The following is a 15,383-nucleotide window of genomic DNA, read 5'->3' on the forward strand; positions in this document are numbered from 1 at the left end:
ACCGCAAATCGAACGATGTTCAAAAGCATATTGAACGTTGTTCAGAACGGGCGTAACGTCGTCACCATGCGAACGCATCTCGACTGGCTCGAGGCGGAGAGCATCGACATCATGCGCGAGGCGGCCGCCGAGAGTGAGCGTCCTGTTCTGCTGTACTCGATCGGCAAGGACTCCTCGACCCTGCTTCACCTGGCCCGCAAGGCGTTCTACCCGTCGAAGCCGCCGTTCCCGCTGTTGCACGTGGACACCACGTGGAAGTTCCGCGAGATGATCGCCTTCCGCGACCGCGTGGCCGCCGAGCTCGACCTGGAGCTGATCGTCCACCGCAACCCCGAGTGTCTCGCGTTGGGCATCAACCCGTTCGACCACGGCTCGGCCGCGCACACCGACCTGTGGAAGACCCAGGGGCTGCGTCAGGCACTCGACAAGCACCGGTTCGACCTGGCGTTCGGCGGCGCCCGCCGCGACGAGGAACCGGTGCGTGCCAAGGAACGCGTCTTCTCGTTCCGTACCGCCGACCATCAGTGGGACCCGCGCGGCCAGCGCCCGGAGCTGTGGCGGCTGTACAACGCGCGGAAGGCGCCAGGGGAGAGCATCCGCGTGTTCCCGCTGTCCAACTGGACCGAGCTCGATGTCTGGCGCTACATCGAACGCGAGGAGATTCCCGTTGTGCCGCTGTACTTCGCCGACCGCCGGCCCGTGGTCGAGCGCGACGGCACGCTGATCATGGTCGACGACGACCGGATGCCACTGCGGCCGGGCGAGGAGCCGGCGCGGCGGATGGTGCGGTTCCGCACGCTCGGCTGCTACCCGCTCACGGGCGCGATCCCCAGCACGGCGACGACCCTGCGCGAGATCATCGCCGAGACGGAGGCCGCCGACGTGTCCGAGCGGCAGGGCCGGGTGATCGACCGCGACCAGTCCGGCTCGATGGAGCGGAAGAAGCGCGAGGGGTACTTCTGATGGATCTTCGGGGTGAAGCGAACCCGTCGACGCTGCGGTTCATCACGTGTGGCAGCGTCGACGACGGCAAGAGCACGCTGATCGGCCGGCTGCTGTACGACACCCGCGTCCTGCACACCGACCAGCTGGCCGCGCTCTCCGCGCGGGACATGGACTTCGCGTCGCTGGTCGACGGTTTGCTCGCCGAGCGCGAGCAGGGCATCACGATCGACGTGGCGTACCGGTACTTCGGCACGGCCAGGCGCCGGTTCATCGTCGCGGACACGCCGGGGCACGAGCAGTACACCCGCAACATGGTGACCGGCGCGTCGACCGCGGACGCGGCCGTGATCCTGCTGGACGCACGCAAGGGTGTGCTGCGGCAGACCCGCCGGCACAGCCATGTCGTGTCGCTGCTGGGGATTCGCCGGGTCGCGCTCGCGGTCAACAAGATGGACCTGGTTGGCTTCACCGAGTCCCGGTTCGTCGCGATAGCCGAGGAGTACCGGGAATTCGCGACGAGCATCGGCATCGACGAGGTGACCTGCGTGCCCGTCGCGGCGGTCGACGGGTCCAACGTGGTCGACCGCTCCGCGCGGACCCCCTGGTACGACGGGCCGACGCTGCTCGAGTGGCTGGAGACCGTGTCCGTGGACGACGCCCGGCCCGGTCCGTTCCGCCTGATCGTACGCTGGGCGAACCGGCCCGGCCCGGACTTCCGAGGCGTCTCGGGTCTGGTGGTCGGCGGTTCGGTGCGCGTCGGCGACCGGGTGCGGGTCGTGCCGGGCGGCGCCGAGAGCACGGTGGCCCGGCTCGTCACGTTCGACGGCGACCTGGAGTCGGCGGCGGTGGGCGAGTCGATCACGGTGGTGCTGGCCGACGACGTCGACGTGTCCCGCGGCGCGGTGCTGGCCGGCGACGAGCCGCCGGGGCTGACCGACGCGTGCCAGGCGGACCTGATCTGGATGTCGGACGAGGAGATGCTGCCGGGCCGCCGGTACCTGGCCAAGGTGGGCGCGCGGACCGTGGGGGTCACGGTGGACAAGCCGAAGCACCGGCTGGACATCGACACCGGCACCGAGCTGGCCGCGAAGACGCTGCGGCTCAACGAGATCGGTGTCGGCAACGTCCACTTCGACCAGCCGGTCGCGCTGGATCCCTACCGCGCCAACCGTGATCTCGGCGGCTTCATCGTCATCGACCGCCTGACCAACGCGACGGTCGGCGCCGGCCTGGTGCGCTTCCCGTTGCGGCGGGCGACGAACGTGCACTGGCAGGCGTTGTCGGTCGACAAGTCCCAGCGGGCCGGGCTGAACGGGCACCGGGGCTGTGTCGTGTGGTTCACCGGCCTGTCCGGCGCGGGCAAGTCGACGATCGCCGACCTGGTGGAGCAGCGGCTGCATCGCGCGGGCCGCCACACGTTCATCCTCGACGGGGACAACGTGCGGCACGGGCTGAACAAGGACCTGGGCTTCACCGACGCCGACCGCGTGGAGAACGTGCGGCGGGTGGCGGAGGTGGCGGGCCTGATGGTCGAGGCGGGGCTGATCGTGCTGGTGTCGTTCATCTCACCGTTCCGCGCCGAGCGGGCGCTGGCCCGCGGGGTGGTGGCGGCCGACGAGTTCTGCGAGGTCTTCGTCGACACCCCGCTGTCGGTCGCGGAACAGCGGGACCCGAAAGGCCTGTACGCCAAGGCAAGGCGCGGCGAGCTACCGAACTTCACCGGCATCGACTCACCCTACGAGCGCCCGGACGCCCCGGAGCTCCGCCTCGACACGACGGAACTGACCGCGGAGCAGGCCGCGGAACGGGTACTGGCGAGGCTCGCCGAGCTCGGTGTGACCGACCTGCCCTGAACGGCACGTCGCCGATGCCAGCTTCGCCGTGGGTGAGCAGTCAGCGAAGTTCAGCGACCGGGTTGCCGGGTCGAGGACTCCACGCGGGCCTTGAGCGCATGCGCCACCGAGTCGAAGCCCGCCTTGATCCAGTCGCCCGTCTTTTCCATGACGACGTCGGCGTACTTGCCGCTGATCGTGTCGGTGGTGTGGTACGCGCAGCGGTCGGCGCCGAGCTCGGTGATCCACTGGTCCCGGATGGCGAAGATCCCCGGCATCTCCTCGCCGGTGTCGTACCGCAGGTGGTGTGGTGGGTCGACGACCCGGATGTGCTCCCGGTTGACGAACGTGGTGCCGGAGCCGTCGACGGCAGGCAGCGTGAGGTCGATCGGCTCGCCGATCCGGAAGGTCGTCGCGACCGCGACCGTGTAGGGATTCCACTCCGGGTAACGGGGATAGTCGACGAGGACGTCCCACACGACCGCCGCCGGCGCGTCGATCTCCACCGTCACCGAGGTGACCACGTGAGTCATGCCGGCATGTACTCCCCACCGTTGACGTCCAGCACGGCGCCGGTGACCTCGGAGGCCAGGCGGGACAGCAGGAACAGCACCGCCCCGGCACACGCCTCGTCCGGCGGGATCCGGTTGAGCGGGTTGCGACCGGCGATCTCGTCGTAGATGTCCTGTTCGGACACGCCACGCTGCTCCGCGGTCATCTTCAGGTAGAACCGCACGTTCGGCCCGTCCAGCCAGCCGAGAACGGCCTGGTTGACCCGGATGCCCTGCTCGCCGAGCTCGACGGCCAGGTACTGCGTGGCACACGCCATCGCGGCCTTCGCCACCGCGTAGCCACCCTCGCCCCGCATCGGCTTGCGCGTGGACATGGTGCCCACGTTGACGATCGAGCCGCCGCCGGTCATGTGCGGCACCACGGCCCTGGTCATCTCCAGCGCCCCGTGCACGATGATGTCCATCGAGCGGCGCAGCTGCTTGTCCGGTGTGGCCAGGAGATCGTGGAAGCCGGGGTGCGAGTACGCCGAGTTCACCAACCCGGTGACCGGGCCGAACCGCTCGACCGCCGCCTGGGCGACCCGTGCCACGTCCTCGGGTTTCCTGACGTCGCAGGGAACCGCGATCGCCTCCCCGCCCGCGGCGGTGGCTTCCTTGGCCACCTGGTCCATCACCTGGCTCGACCTGGCCGCCATCACCACCTTCGCACCCTCGGCGGCCGCGCGGGCCGCGAGCTTCGCGCCGAGCCCGGGCCCGACACCGGAGACGATGACCACCTCGCCGTCGAGGATCACGGTTCTACCTCCTTGTAGAAAGCGAAGTCCCGCGCCAGCTCCCCTTCGGACAGCCCGAAGTCCGCCGCGGTGTAGGTGTGCGAGCCGTGCCGCTGCTCGCGGTTGCGTGTCATGTAGGCGGCGAAGGCGTCCGGCTCCGCGGGCAGCCCCAACGAGGTCATGACCCGCGCCGCCGTGGCGACCGGATCGGCCACCACGTCCGTGAACCGCACGTCCACGAAGCGGTCCGGCCGGCGCGCCCGCACCTCCTGGAACTCCCGCAGCGTCGTCACGAACCGGTCCCGCCAGTAGCGGCCGATCGCGACCCGGTCGACGTCGTCGCTGTACTGGTGGCAGATCGAGCTGACCATCGACGCGTACGACGGCACGGCCTTGACCGGCGAGCGGTGCGTCATCAGGATCCGGCAGCCGGGGAACGTGTCGAGCACGGTGTCCACGGCCGTGAGGTGATGCGGCGACTTCAGGACCCACGGGCGGCCGCGTCGTGTGGGGTCCTGCCACTGCAACGCCTGCAGCCACTCGCGCAGCTCGCGGTAGGCGGGGCCCTGGTCGACCTTGCGTAGCCACAGTCCGTACGTCGGCACCTGGTAGAACGAGTCGAAGCTCATCGACGTGAACGTGCGGTCGAGCAGGATGACGTCCTCCTCCGGACCGTCCCACTCGATGGTGTGGATGTCGCCGAACTCCGGTGTCATCTCCAGGAACAGCTTCGCCCGGTCCTGCGCGAGCCGCTTGCGTTGCGCCGCGTCCGGCCCCTCGCCGGGGAACGGCAGCGGGTAGGAGGTCTCCCACGACAGTGTCGACGTCACGTGCGGCGAGGACGCCAGAAGCCGGTGCAGCAGCGTGGATCCCGTGCGCGGCAACCCGCAGATCTCGGCGGCGACGGTGACTTCCTCGTCCAGCACCTCGGGGTGGTCGCGGTGGAGCTGCCGCAGCCGCAACCGGTCCGCCAGCAACGCGATGAGCCTGCGGTGGGTGAGTGCCAGGCCCAGCTCGGAAAGCCGGGCCTCGGCGGTGAGAGCGGCGACGAGCACTCGCAGCGGCTCGACGAACCACTCGTCGCCGAAGTCGGCGAGCCCGGTCTTCTCCCGCGCGGCGCCGAGCAGCCGGTCGAGGTCGAGCGTCTGGGTGGCTGCCATCACTTCTCCAGGTCGATCACGCGGCACTTCGGGATCGGGTGCGTGGTGGCGCCGAGCCAGCGCAGCAGGGCGGTGCCGGTGGTGTGCCCGCAGGTGTCGATCCAGTTGCCCCAGCCGGGATCCCGCTCCGCGACGACGATGGTGAGCCGGTCGCCGTCGAGCGTCGCGGTGTGCTTGTTGACCGTCATGCGCCGCTCGTGGTCGAGCGACTCCATCCACCAGTTGTCGAGCTGGAAGTTCCAGTATGGACAGTCGGGCACGTCGGTCTCGATCACCCATGCCTGGCCGGGTTCGAGCGTCCAGTAGCCGTGCAGGTAGAAGATCTCCGGGTCGCCGCCCGCGCGCTGGAACATGTCCTGGCCGAAGTCCGGCAGCTCGTTGGGGCGCTCGGCGAACTTCTCGGTCCAGTAGGCGAAGGTGGCCGCGGTGCCGTGCACGGACAGCGCGGCCCGCCGCAGTGCCTTGGTCAGGAACTCCCCGGTCAGCTCCTTCGGCCGCGCCGGCCCACCGACCTGCTCGATGTGCCAGCGGCCGGGCGTCTCGGTCGTGCGGTCGAGGTAGGTCTGGCGCACGACGAGACCGGTGGAGTCGGGTGCCAGCGGCAACCAGTTCTTCTCGTGTGGCGTGGCACTGGCGATGATCTCGACGGTGCCGTCCGGCTCGACGGCGAGGTCGCGGTCGGAGAGCTCGCCGGTGGAGGCCATGGTGCCGTCCTTGGCGTACCGGTTGGCCTTGGAGCCGATGCTGAAGTAGGCGATCGTGCCGCGCGTGCCGGTGATCCGGTAGGTGCGGTCCCCCCGGATGTTGGCCGAGAGGTACACGTTGTCCGGGTTGTCGGCCCCGATCTTGACGCGGTCCAGCTCGTGGAAGCGGGGGAAGTCCGGATCCGCGTTCTCGACGGTGGAGTACAGCATCTCGCGGACCAGACGGGTCAGGTAGCGGTAGCCCTCGGCCCGGTCGAGCGGGGTGTCGGGACCCTTCAGCACGACCTCGCCGGCCTTCTCCAACGCCTGGCAGAAGTCGGCCCACGCACGCTCGTCTCCCATGACACCTCCCGGCGAATCTAGAACACGTTCTACCAGAGGTGCGGCTATTGGACAATGTTCAGAATGCGCCGGCCCTGGCCGCCGCCGGCGTGCACGAGAGGCGGTCAGCGTGCGGACTGTGTGCCGAGCATCGCGTCCACCTGCGAAGGGGCCAGGGCGTGGTCGATCACCATCACCGCCGCGCCGATGACGCCGGCGCGGTCCCCGGTGCGGGACTGGACGATCCGCAGATCCTGCGTGGCGAGCGGGAGGGACCGCCGGTACACGACCTCCCGCACGCCGGCGATCAGGTGTTCACCCGCCCGCGCCAGCGACCCGCCGATCACGATCACCGACGGGTTGAACAGGCTCACGGCCGCCGCCAGGACCTCGCCGATGTCCCGGCCGGCCTGGCGAACCGCGTGCAGTGCCTCGACCGAACCGCCGCGTGCCAGCGTCACCACGTCCCTGCTGGACTTCGCCGGCAGGCCCTGGCCGGTCAACCGCGCGGCGATGGCCGCCCCGCTCGCGATCGCCTCCAGGCAGCCGGTGTTGCCACACCGGCACACGATGTCCGCGCCGTGCGGCAGTTGCAGGTGCCCGAGGTCGCCCGCCGCCCCCTGCGCGCCGCGGTGCAGCCGGCCATGGCTGATCAGCCCACTCCCGATGCCGGTCGCGACCTTGACGAACATCAGGTGCGCCGCCGCGGGCCACTGCGTGAAGTGCTCGCCCAGCGCCATGATGTTGACGTCGTTGTCCACCAGGGCCGCCACGCCGAGCCGCTCGCGCAGATAACCCTGCACGTCGAAGTTGTCCCAGCCCGGCATGATCGGCGGGTTCACCGGCCGCCCGCTGGAATGCTCGACCGGACCTGGCAGCCCGACGCCGATCCCGATCAGGTCCCGCTGACCGCGGCCGACGCCGGCCAGCAGCTCGTGAAACCGCTCGATCATCCAGTCCAGCACCGTCTCCGGCCCCAGCGCGACGTCCAGCTCGTCCCGGTGTTCGGCCAGCACCCGCCCGGCCAGGTCGGTGACCGCGACCCGCCCGTGGGTCGCGCCGATGTCGGCGGCCAGCGCCACCCGTGCCGCCGGGTTGAACGCGAACCTTGCCGGCGGCCGCCCGCCGGTCGACGTCGCCTCACCGGCCGGCCCGACGAACCCGGCGCCGAGCAGGGTGTCGATCCGCTGCGCGATCGTCGAGCGGGCCAGCCCGGTGAGCCCGGCCAGCTCGGCGCGGGTACGGGGCTGCCCGTCCCGCATCAGGTGCAACAGCGCACCGGCGCCGGAGTCGCCGACGTTGATGACGGGGCCTTCCACCACCTCAACAGTCAAACACACCGGAGTTCTGCCGGATGTCGAAACAGACATGGGAACTTTTGATCGGGTCGTGACAGAAGTCTCGCGCGACGAACGGCGACGCGCTCGATGGGTGCCTGGCACGTGGGTGCGCACATCGGCTGACCGTCACGGACTCACGACGGGCGAAGGTTCACCTCGCGCGGCCGTGGGCGTCGTGGGGGAGGTCGGCGTAGTGCCACTGGTGGTCGCGGGTGAGCTGGCAGGCCGCGGCCAGGTCGCCGGAGCGGAGGACGGTCAGCAGCTCGTCGTGCTCCTCGGCGACCTCGGCGAGGTCGGGTTCCACGGACAGCAGCGTCACCGCGGTGCGGGCCTCGATCTGGAGTGACTCCCACGCGTGCTTGAGCAGCTCGTTCCCCGCCGCGTCGATGACGTGGCGGTGGAACGACACGCTTGCCGCCCCGATCGCCTGGACGTCACCCGCGCGGGCGGCTGAGCGCATGGCGGCCACGTCGTCCTCCAGTGCCGTGAACGGCAGGGCGCCGGCCGGCATCGCCAGGCGGGTCGCCGTCTCCTCCAGTGCGGCGCGCACGACGTAGCTCTCCCGCAGCGTCTGCTGGATGAAGTGGCGCACGAACGTGCCGCGGCGAGGCCGGGTCTCGACCATGCCGATGGCCTCCAGCTCGCGCAGCGCCTCGCGCACGGGCGCCTGGCTCGTGCCGTACTCGTCGGCGATCCGGGTCTCCACCAGACGCGTGCCCGGCTCCAGCTCGCCCGACACGATGCGCCGCACCAGCCCGTCGCGGATCTGGCGGCCCAGTGTCTGCCGGGGGAGGGGCTGTGTCGGTCTGGGTGCTGTGCTCACTCGCGGGCCGCCTCCTTCCGTCGTCGTGTGCTCGGCGCTCGGCTCTCGCCTCCGGGCCCGCTCGTCGGTCGGTCCGGGCCGCCGCGGTGTTCCGGTCATTCGTTCCTCTTGACGCTCGTCGCCGTCAACCGTAGCGTCTCACACAGATTATCAATTATCGATAATTTTCGAGCCTCGACGAGGAGGTTCCGTGCTCTCCAAGGTCCACCTGCCGTCCTCGGCGGCGGAGGCGGCCGGCCTGTTACGCGCCGGTGGCTGGCTCATCGGCGGCGGCACGGTCGTGATGCCCAGGGTCAACACCGGCGCCGTGCCCGTCGAGCACCTGATCTCCCTGCGGCACGCCGGTCTCGCCGGCATCCGGGTCGACGCGGACACCGTGACCATCGGTGCCGCGACCACACTGGCGGCGGTCGGCGCCGACGACCGGCTCGGCTTCCTCCACCCCGTGATCCGCTCGATCGCCTCCCCGCCGGTTCGCAACCTGGCCACGGTCGGCGGCAACCTCCTCGTGCCGCAACCCCACGGCGACCTCGCGGTGGCGCTGCTCGCCCTCGACGCCCGCGTCGACGTCGTGAGCGTCGACGGCGCCCGCACCGGCTTGGTCGGTGAACCCGTCGCGCCCGACGAGATCGTCACCGCGGTCCACTTCGACCTGCCCGAGAACTGGCACTACCGGAAAGCCATGCGGCGCAGGCACAACTCCGCGGCGATCGTGACCGTCGCGGCCGTCCTCGACGGTGAACGCACCCGGATCGCGCTCGGCGGTGTCGCATCGCGGCCCGTCCGCGCGTACGCGGCCGAGCGGATCCTCCGGGACGACCCGGGAGCCGTGGCCGAAGCGGCGGAGGCGGCCGGCGAAGGGGTCGAGGCGTTCGATGACGCCTACGCCTCCGCCTGGTACCGCGTCCGTGTCCTCCCCGTCCACGTCCGCCGGGCCCTGCTTGGAGAAGACTGACCATGGCGTCCCGAATCGTGTCCCTGACCGTCAACGACCGCGAGGAGGAGCTGCTCGCCAAGGCCGGCACCTCGCTGCTCACCGTCCTGCGCGACACCCTCGGTCTCACCGCGGCGAAACGTGGCTGCTCCCAGGGCGCCTGCGGATCGTGCACCGTGCTGCTCGACGACCGGCCGGTGCCCGCGTGCCTCGTGCCGGTCGAGACGGTCGACGGCGCGGCCGTCCGCACCCTCGAGGGCATCGCCGAGGACGGCGAGCTGGACGAGGTGCAGAGCGCGTTCCTCGAGGACTTCGCCACGCAGTGCGGGTTCTGCACGGCCGGCATGATCATGACGGCCGAGGCGCTGCTCGCCGGCAACCCGGACCCGACCCGCGCCGAGGTGGTCGAGGCGATAAGCGGAAACGTCTGCCGATGCACGGGGTACGAGCCGATCGTCGCCGCGATCCTCGACGCCGCGGAACGTCGCCGGGAGTCCGGGAGGACCGCCTGATGGCCTACCGGCAGACCCCCGTCGACGACGGCTACTTCGCGGCCGAGCGTGGTCCGGCCGACTTCTCCGTCATCGGCTCGGTGGTGCAGCGTGCCGACGCGCGCGGCCACGTCACCGGCCGCACCGAGTTCTTCGAGGACGTCCGCCCGCCACGCATGCTGCACCTCAAGATGCACCGCTCCGCCCGCCACCACGCGCGGCTGGTGCGTGTGGAAACCGAAGCGGCGCGCCGGGTGCCGGGCGTGGTGGCCGTGCTGACCCACGAGGACATCCCGAACAACCTGTACACGCCGCTGAAGCTCATCGGCGTCACCCCGGACGACGAGCCGATCCTCGCCGAGCGCAAGGTCCGCTACCTCGGTGAGCCGATCGTCGCGGTGGTCGCCGAGACCGAGGCCGCCGCGCTCGCCGGCGCCGCCGCGGTCGAGGTCTCCTACGCGAACCTGCCTCCGGTGTTCGACGTGGAGGAGGCCCTCCAGAAGGGCGCGCCGATCGTCAACGAGTACCACGGCAACAACTACTTCACCTACGAGGGACACCACTGCCGCCGCGTCCGGCTCGGCGACGTGGCGGCGGGTTTCGCGGCGGCCGACCACGTCTTCGAGTGGCGCTACCAGTCCTCGCCCATCGAGCAGGCGCCGGTCGAGACCACGGGCTGCGTCGTGATCCCGCAGCCCGACGGCCGCCTGCGCATCCACTCCGACACCCAGGCGTGCTTCTTCACCCTCGACAACACCGCGCTGATCCTGGGGGCCGACTTCAACAAGCTCCGGATCGTCGGGGGCACGGTCGGCGGCGGGTTCGGCGGGAAGGTGGACGTGGTCGTCGAGCCGGTCGCGTGCGTGGCCGCGATGGTCACCAACCGGCCGGTGAAGTTCGTCTACGGCCGGCACGAGGAGATGCAGGTGTCGTCCCCGCGCGCGGCGGAACGCATCTACATCAAGGACGGCGTGACGGGCGACGGCCAGCTGGTCGCCCGCCAGGTCACCGCGTACGTCGACGCCGGCGCCTACTCCCGGCACACGCCGTACGGCACGACCAAGGCCGCCGCGCACTTTCCCGGCCCCTACACGATTCCGAACGTCTGGATCGACTGCCACTGCGTGTTCACGAACCGCACGCCGTCGAGTGCCATGCGCGGCTTCGGCGTCACCATCGGCGACTTCGCCATCGAGTCGCAGATGGACAGGGTGGCACGCGAGCTGGCCATCGACCCGCTGGAGTTCCGGCTCCGCAACGCCTACCGCGACGGTGACCTGAAGGCACACCGCAAGGTAGCCGAGGGCACGGCGCTCATCGAGGTCATGCAGAAGGCGGCGGAGCTGGTCGGGCACGAGCTGTCCGACTCCTACCGCGCGATGTCCTCAATGGAGGGACGCGATGACTAGGCTGCGAGGGAGAGGGTACGCGGCGGTCAACTACCCGACCGGGATGAACCTCGGCGGCGACCCGTCGCAGGCGTTGATCCACGCCACCACGACCGGCACGTTCGTGATCGCACTGTCCTCAGTGGACCTTGGGCAGGGGCTCAAGACCGTGGTGGCCCAGTGCGCGGCCGAGACACTCGGCCTGCCCATCGAGAACGTGCTCGTCGACACGGCCGACACCGACACCGGCCCGCACTGCATGGGCACGTTCGCGAGCCGCGGCACGCACCGCGTCGGCAACGCCGTGATCATGGCGGCCACCGAGGCCCGCGCGATCATGCTCGACGTCGCGGCCGAGGAGCTGGAGGTCGACGCCGCGGACCTGGAGACCGACGGCACCGGCTACATCAAGGTGAAGGGCGCGGAGCTCAAGATCCACATCACCGACCTGGCGCTGGCCGCGCACTTCACGCACGGCCGCACGATCTCCGGCCGTGGCGTGTTCATGAAGGAGAAGAGCGAGGTCGTCCCGGAGACCGGCGAGATGAACCCGGACTCCTGCCAGGCCCACGCCTGCACGGTCGCCGAGGTCGAGGTGGACGACGAGACCGGCGTCGTCGAGGTCCTGCGGATGTACAGCGTGTACGAGGTGGGCCGCGCCCTCAACCCGGCCATGGCCACACAGCAGGTGGAAGGCGGCGCGTGGATGGGCCTGTCCCACGCGTTGTTCGAGACGACCGAGCCGTACTACCCGGCCCGCGACCACGGTCCCGTCGACTTCAGCGAGTACCTGATGCCCGGCCCCGGTGACGTGCCAGAGCAGCACAGTGTCCTGTTGGAACGGCCGGCGGACACCGGACCGTTCGGCGCCAAGGGGATCGGCGAGATGACGGCCAACGCGCCGATTCCCGCGATCGCCAACGCGATCTTCGACGCGTGCGGTGTGCGGGTCGAACACATGCCGTTCACACCGGAACGGGTGCTGCGGGGCATCGACTCGCTGCGCGCGGCGGACCGTCGGGCACAGCATTCGACGTCCGCATGAACGAGGAGGAGCTCGCCGCGGGGATGCGGGCACAGCGGTACTTCGCCGACGAGGGCCTGCTCACGGCCGTCTACCTGGCGCTGACGCTGGGCCGGCCCCTGCTGCTGGAGGGCGAGCCCGGCGTCGGGAAGACGGAGCTGGCCGCGGTCCTCGCCCGCGTGCTCGACCGGGAACTGTTGCGGTTGCAGTGTTACGAGGGCCTCGACGCCGGGCAGGCGCTGTACGAGTGGGACTACCCGAAGCAGCTCCTGCACCTGCGGGCCACCGAGGCCGGGGTCGGTGACGTGTACCGCGAGGAGTTCCTGCTCGAACGCCCGCTGCTGCTGTCGCTGCGCCGACCCGCCGTGCTGCTCGTCGACGAGGTGGACCGCGCCGACAGCGAGTTCGAGGCGTTCCTGCTGGAGTTCCTCGGCGACTTCCAGATCACCATCCCCGAGCTCGGCACGATCCGTGCCACCGAGGCACCGGTCGTGGTGCTGACGTCCAACCGGACCCGCGAGCTGCACGACGCGCTCAAGCGCCGCTGCCTCTACCACTGGATCCCCTTTCCCGGCGCGGAGCGCGAGCGGGCGATCGTGCGCGCGCACGTGCCGTCGATCGAGGCGGACGCGGCCGACTCGCTCGTCCGGGCGGTGTCCGGCGCACGCCGGCTCGACCTGCTCAAGCGGCCGGGCATCGCGGAGTCCGTCGAGTGGGCTCGCGGCGCGGCGGCCCTCGCCGCGAACGGCGACCCGTGGCCGGTCGCGTTGCGGCGGGCGCTGGGCCTGCTCATCAAGGACGAGGAGGACATGGCGCTGGTGAACGCTCATCTCGACGAGCTGATCGCGCCATGAGCCGCGACGCGGGCCAGGACCTGCTCCGCGGGTTCCTGCGTGACCTGCGCGCGGCGGGTCTGCCGGCGCCGGTCACCAGGCAGCGTGACTTCCTGCATGCGCTGACAGAAGTGCCGCCACGCGATGTCCGCCACCTGTACTGGCTGGCGAGCGCCACCCTCACGGCGTCGGTCGTCGACCGGGAGGTCCTCGACCCGGTGTTCGCGCACTGGTTCGCGGGCGGCGCGCTGTCCGTCCTGCCCGAGACAGACACACCGGGCGAGGAGGACCGGGGCGGTGACGGCGCCGAGGCCGCCCCGCCCGACCAGCTCGCCCGCGAAGGCGCCGGCCGGGAGGCCAGCTGGTCGGCCGTGGACCGCGAGGCGACGTTCGCGCTCACGTCCACCGCCGAGCACCAGGTCCTCGCGCGGTTGCGGCGCGATCTGCCGGGGGCGGTGCCGACGATCCGCTCCCGCCGCCGCACGCCGGCGCGGCGCGGCGACCGGATCGACGTCCGGCGCGTGCACCGGGACGCGTGGCGCACCGGCGGCGAGGTCCTCCGGCCACGGTGGCGCGCCCGGCCCCAGCGGCAGCGTCCCGTGCTCGTCCTCATCGACGTGTCCGGCTCGATGAAGCAGCACAGCCGCGACCACCTGCGGTTCGCGCACACCGTGGTGGCCGCGTGCGACCGCGCCGAGGTGTTCACGTTCGGCACCCGGCTCACCCACGTCACCCCGGAGCTGCGGAGACGTGACATCGACGGTGCGCTGTCGGCGCTCGCGGACGTCGTCCGGGACGCGGACGGCGGCACGCGGATCGGGCCGTCGCTGCGGGATTTCCTCGGCAACGCCCGGCACCTGCGGATGGCGCGGGGCGCACTGGTGCTCGTGCTGTCCGACGGTCTGGAACGCGGTGACTGCGTGCCGCTGACGAAGGCCGTGCGGCGCCTGTCGCTGCTGGCACACCGGCTGCTCTGGTGGTCGCCGCTGGCCTGCGACCCCGGCTACCGACCCGTCACCCGCGGCATGGCCGCGATCGTGGGGCACGTCGACGACCTCGCCGGCGTACGTGATCTGCACACGGCCTGGCAACAGGTCAAGAAGGAGGCGCTGTGAACACAGTGGACGCGCACCATCACGTGTGGCGCGTCAAGGACATGCCGTGGCTCTCCGGCCCGATGGTGCCGCGGATCTTCGGCCCCTACGAGCCGATCAAGCGTGACTACCTGATCGACGAGTACATCGCCGACGCGACGTCGGGCGGGATAACCCAGTCGGTGTACGTGCAGGCGAACTGGCCGCTGGACCAGGCGGTCGCCGAGGTGCGGTGGCTGAACGAGCTGCACGAGGAGACCGGCTGGCCGACGGCCGTCGTCGGCTGCGCGGACCTGTTCAGCCCCGACGCCGTCGACGTGATGAAGGAGCAGGCGGAGTTCCCGGTCGTGCGTGGCACCCGGTTGCAGCTGCACTGGCACGAGAACGAGGAGTTCCGCTTCGCGGTCGCGCCCGACCGGATGAAGGACCCGGTCTTCCGCAGGAACGTCGCCGCGCTCGAGGACCTCGGCTGGCTGTTCGAGCTGCAGGTGTTCCCCGGCCAGATGGCCGACGCGGCCGACCTGGTCGAGGCCGTCCCGGACGTCACGTTCGTCCTGGTGCACGCCGGCATGCTGACCGACCGCGCGGACGAGACCGTCCGCGAGTGGCGTGCGGGCATGGCGCGGCTCGCGTCGTACCCGAACGTCGCGGTGAAGCTGACCGGCCAGGGCACGTTCACCCGCCGGCTCGACCCGGACTTCATCGCGTTCGTCGCGACGGAGACGCTCGGCTGGTTCGGTGCGGAGCGCGCCATGTTCGGCACCAACTTCCCGGTCGAGAAGCTGTGGACCGACCTGCCGTCGCTGGTCGCCGCATGGCGTGCCGCGGTGCCGGAACCCGACCACGCCGCCGTCTTCGCCGACACCGCCCGGCGCGTCTACGCGCTACCCGAACAATAAGGAGAACAAGTGGCACTGTTCCTGCTGACCTACGGCTACCACGAGACCGACCAGCGCGCCGCGCGCCGGGAGGACCACCTGGCGTACCTGAACAAGCTGAAGGACGACGGCGCGCTGGCGATCGCGGGCCCGTACGAGGACCTGACGGGCGGCGCGATCGTGCTGAACGCCGAGTCCCAGGAGGCCGCCGAGGAGCTGGTCGCCGGCGACCCGTACACCCAGGCCGAGGTGACGAAGGACCGGTACCTGCGCCAGTGGCGGGTCACCGTGGGCTCGGTCTGACACGGCAGCGGCCCGCCCCACACCAGGT

At 70.7% G+C, this 15,383-nt stretch carries 16 protein-coding genes; 10 read left to right on the forward strand and 6 right to left on the reverse strand.

What is annotated here, in order from left to right:
* The first annotated feature begins 15 nt into the window (after window positions 1-15).
* Together cysD and cysC are read left to right on the forward strand one after the other, a co-directional pair.
* A complete protein-coding gene (gene cysD, locus VET29_RS15065) occupies window positions 16-963 on the forward strand; it encodes a sulfate adenylyltransferase subunit CysD (RefSeq protein ID WP_349256444.1) in 948 nt (315 codons plus the stop codon).
* Window positions 963-2,798, forward strand: coding sequence for an adenylyl-sulfate kinase (gene cysC / locus VET29_RS15070; RefSeq protein ID WP_324920385.1), 1,836 nt, complete (start codon window positions 963-965; stop codon window positions 2,796-2,798). The genes cysD and cysC overlap by 1 nt, the downstream gene beginning before the upstream one ends.
* A gap of 50 nt (window positions 2,799-2,848) precedes the next feature.
* Here cysC and VET29_RS15075 read toward each other — a convergent pair whose 3' ends face one another.
* The 6 genes from VET29_RS15075 to VET29_RS15100 form a co-directional block, all read right to left on the reverse strand.
* A complete protein-coding gene (locus VET29_RS15075) occupies window positions 2,849-3,310 on the reverse strand; it encodes an SRPBCC domain-containing protein (RefSeq protein ID WP_324920387.1) in 462 nt (153 codons plus the stop codon).
* The gene (locus VET29_RS15080; RefSeq protein WP_324920389.1) at window positions 3,307-4,083 is read right to left on the reverse strand and encodes an SDR family oxidoreductase; all 777 of its coding nucleotides are present in this window, start codon (window positions 4,081-4,083) and stop codon (window positions 3,307-3,309) included. The genes VET29_RS15075 and VET29_RS15080 overlap by 4 nt, the downstream gene beginning before the upstream one ends.
* Window positions 4,080-5,222, reverse strand: coding sequence for a sulfotransferase (locus VET29_RS15085; protein ID WP_324920391.1), 1,143 nt, complete (start codon window positions 5,220-5,222; stop codon window positions 4,080-4,082). The genes VET29_RS15080 and VET29_RS15085 overlap by 4 nt, the downstream gene beginning before the upstream one ends.
* Window positions 5,222-6,268 carry a DUF1214 domain-containing protein gene (locus VET29_RS15090; RefSeq protein WP_324920393.1) on the reverse strand — a complete coding sequence of 349 codons (1,047 nt, stop codon included), beginning with the start codon at window positions 6,266-6,268 and terminating at the stop codon, window positions 5,222-5,224. The genes VET29_RS15085 and VET29_RS15090 overlap by 1 nt, the downstream gene beginning before the upstream one ends.
* 104 nt (window positions 6,269-6,372) lie before the next feature.
* Entirely contained in the window at window positions 6,373-7,566 is a 1,194-nt protein-coding gene (locus VET29_RS15095) for an ROK family protein (RefSeq protein WP_324920395.1), read from the reverse strand.
* A gap of 172 nt (window positions 7,567-7,738) precedes the next feature.
* Window positions 7,739-8,410 carry a GntR family transcriptional regulator gene (locus VET29_RS15100; RefSeq protein ID WP_324920397.1) on the reverse strand — a complete coding sequence of 224 codons (672 nt, stop codon included), beginning with the start codon at window positions 8,408-8,410 and terminating at the stop codon, window positions 7,739-7,741.
* A 190-nt stretch (window positions 8,411-8,600) separates the two neighbouring features.
* Here VET29_RS15100 and VET29_RS15105 point away from each other — a divergent pair, with 190 nt between their 5' ends.
* The 8 genes from VET29_RS15105 to VET29_RS15140 are packed head-to-tail and all read left to right on the forward strand — an operon-like array spanning window position 8,601 to window position 15,355.
* Window positions 8,601-9,365 carry an FAD binding domain-containing protein gene (locus VET29_RS15105; RefSeq protein ID WP_324920399.1) on the forward strand — a complete coding sequence of 255 codons (765 nt, stop codon included), beginning with the start codon at window positions 8,601-8,603 and terminating at the stop codon, window positions 9,363-9,365.
* A gap of 2 nt (window positions 9,366-9,367) precedes the next feature.
* Complete coding sequence (locus tag VET29_RS15110) at window positions 9,368-9,856, forward strand: (2Fe-2S)-binding protein (protein ID WP_324920401.1); 489 nt, start codon at window positions 9,368-9,370, stop codon at window positions 9,854-9,856.
* On the forward strand, window positions 9,856-11,244 hold the full coding sequence (locus VET29_RS15115) for a xanthine dehydrogenase family protein molybdopterin-binding subunit (RefSeq protein ID WP_324920403.1): 1,389 nt from the start codon (window positions 9,856-9,858) through the stop codon (window positions 11,242-11,244). The genes VET29_RS15110 and VET29_RS15115 overlap by 1 nt, the downstream gene beginning before the upstream one ends.
* Window positions 11,237-12,268 (forward strand): xanthine dehydrogenase family protein molybdopterin-binding subunit, encoded by a 1,032-nt coding sequence (locus VET29_RS15120; RefSeq protein ID WP_324920405.1) that lies wholly within the window; start codon window positions 11,237-11,239, stop codon window positions 12,266-12,268. Before VET29_RS15115 ends, VET29_RS15120 begins: the two co-directional genes overlap by 8 nt.
* Window positions 12,265-13,101 (forward strand): MoxR family ATPase, encoded by an 837-nt coding sequence (locus VET29_RS15125; protein WP_324920407.1) that lies wholly within the window; start codon window positions 12,265-12,267, stop codon window positions 13,099-13,101. The genes VET29_RS15120 and VET29_RS15125 overlap by 4 nt, the downstream gene beginning before the upstream one ends.
* Window positions 13,098-14,195, forward strand: coding sequence for a vWA domain-containing protein (locus VET29_RS15130; protein ID WP_324920409.1), 1,098 nt, complete (start codon window positions 13,098-13,100; stop codon window positions 14,193-14,195). The genes VET29_RS15125 and VET29_RS15130 overlap by 4 nt, the downstream gene beginning before the upstream one ends.
* Window positions 14,192-15,073, forward strand: a complete 882-nt coding sequence (locus VET29_RS15135) for an amidohydrolase family protein (RefSeq protein WP_324920411.1) — start codon at window positions 14,192-14,194, stop codon at window positions 15,071-15,073. The genes VET29_RS15130 and VET29_RS15135 overlap by 4 nt, the downstream gene beginning before the upstream one ends.
* A gap of 9 nt (window positions 15,074-15,082) precedes the next feature.
* Window positions 15,083-15,355: a YciI family protein gene (locus tag VET29_RS15140; protein ID WP_324920412.1), complete on the forward strand. Its 273-nt coding sequence runs from the start codon at window positions 15,083-15,085 to the stop codon at window positions 15,353-15,355.
* The last annotated feature ends 28 nt before the right edge of the window (window positions 15,356-15,383 follow it).

The sequence above is a fragment of the Actinophytocola sp. genome (assembly GCF_035634895.1).
In the GTDB taxonomy this organism is placed as follows: Bacteria; Actinomycetota; Actinomycetes; order Mycobacteriales; family Pseudonocardiaceae; genus Actinophytocola.

Bases quoted from the DNA above. Each gene is read 5' to 3' on its own strand.
- VET29_RS15110 (WP_324920401.1), top strand. From the start codon at position 9,368: ATGGCGTCCCGAATCGTGTCCCTGACCGTCAACGACCGCGAGGAGGAG.
- VET29_RS15075 (WP_324920387.1), bottom strand. From the start codon at position 3,310: ATGACTCACGTGGTCACCTCGGTGACGGTGGAGATCGACGCGCCGGCG.
- VET29_RS15130 (WP_324920409.1), top strand. From the start codon at position 13,098: ATGAGCCGCGACGCGGGCCAGGACCTGCTCCGCGGGTTCCTGCGTGAC.
- cysC (WP_324920385.1), top strand. From the start codon at position 963: ATGGATCTTCGGGGTGAAGCGAACCCGTCGACGCTGCGGTTCATCACG.
- VET29_RS15090 (WP_324920393.1), bottom strand. From the start codon at position 6,268: ATGGGAGACGAGCGTGCGTGGGCCGACTTCTGCCAGGCGTTGGAGAAG.
- VET29_RS15085 (WP_324920391.1), bottom strand. From the start codon at position 5,222: ATGGCAGCCACCCAGACGCTCGACCTCGACCGGCTGCTCGGCGCCGCG.
- VET29_RS15125 (WP_324920407.1), top strand. From the start codon at position 12,265: ATGAACGAGGAGGAGCTCGCCGCGGGGATGCGGGCACAGCGGTACTTC.
- VET29_RS15120 (WP_324920405.1), top strand. From the start codon at position 11,237: ATGACTAGGCTGCGAGGGAGAGGGTACGCGGCGGTCAACTACCCGACC.
- cysD (WP_349256444.1), top strand. From the start codon at position 16: ATGTTCAAAAGCATATTGAACGTTGTTCAGAACGGGCGTAACGTCGTC.
- VET29_RS15115 (WP_324920403.1), top strand. From the start codon at position 9,856: ATGGCCTACCGGCAGACCCCCGTCGACGACGGCTACTTCGCGGCCGAG.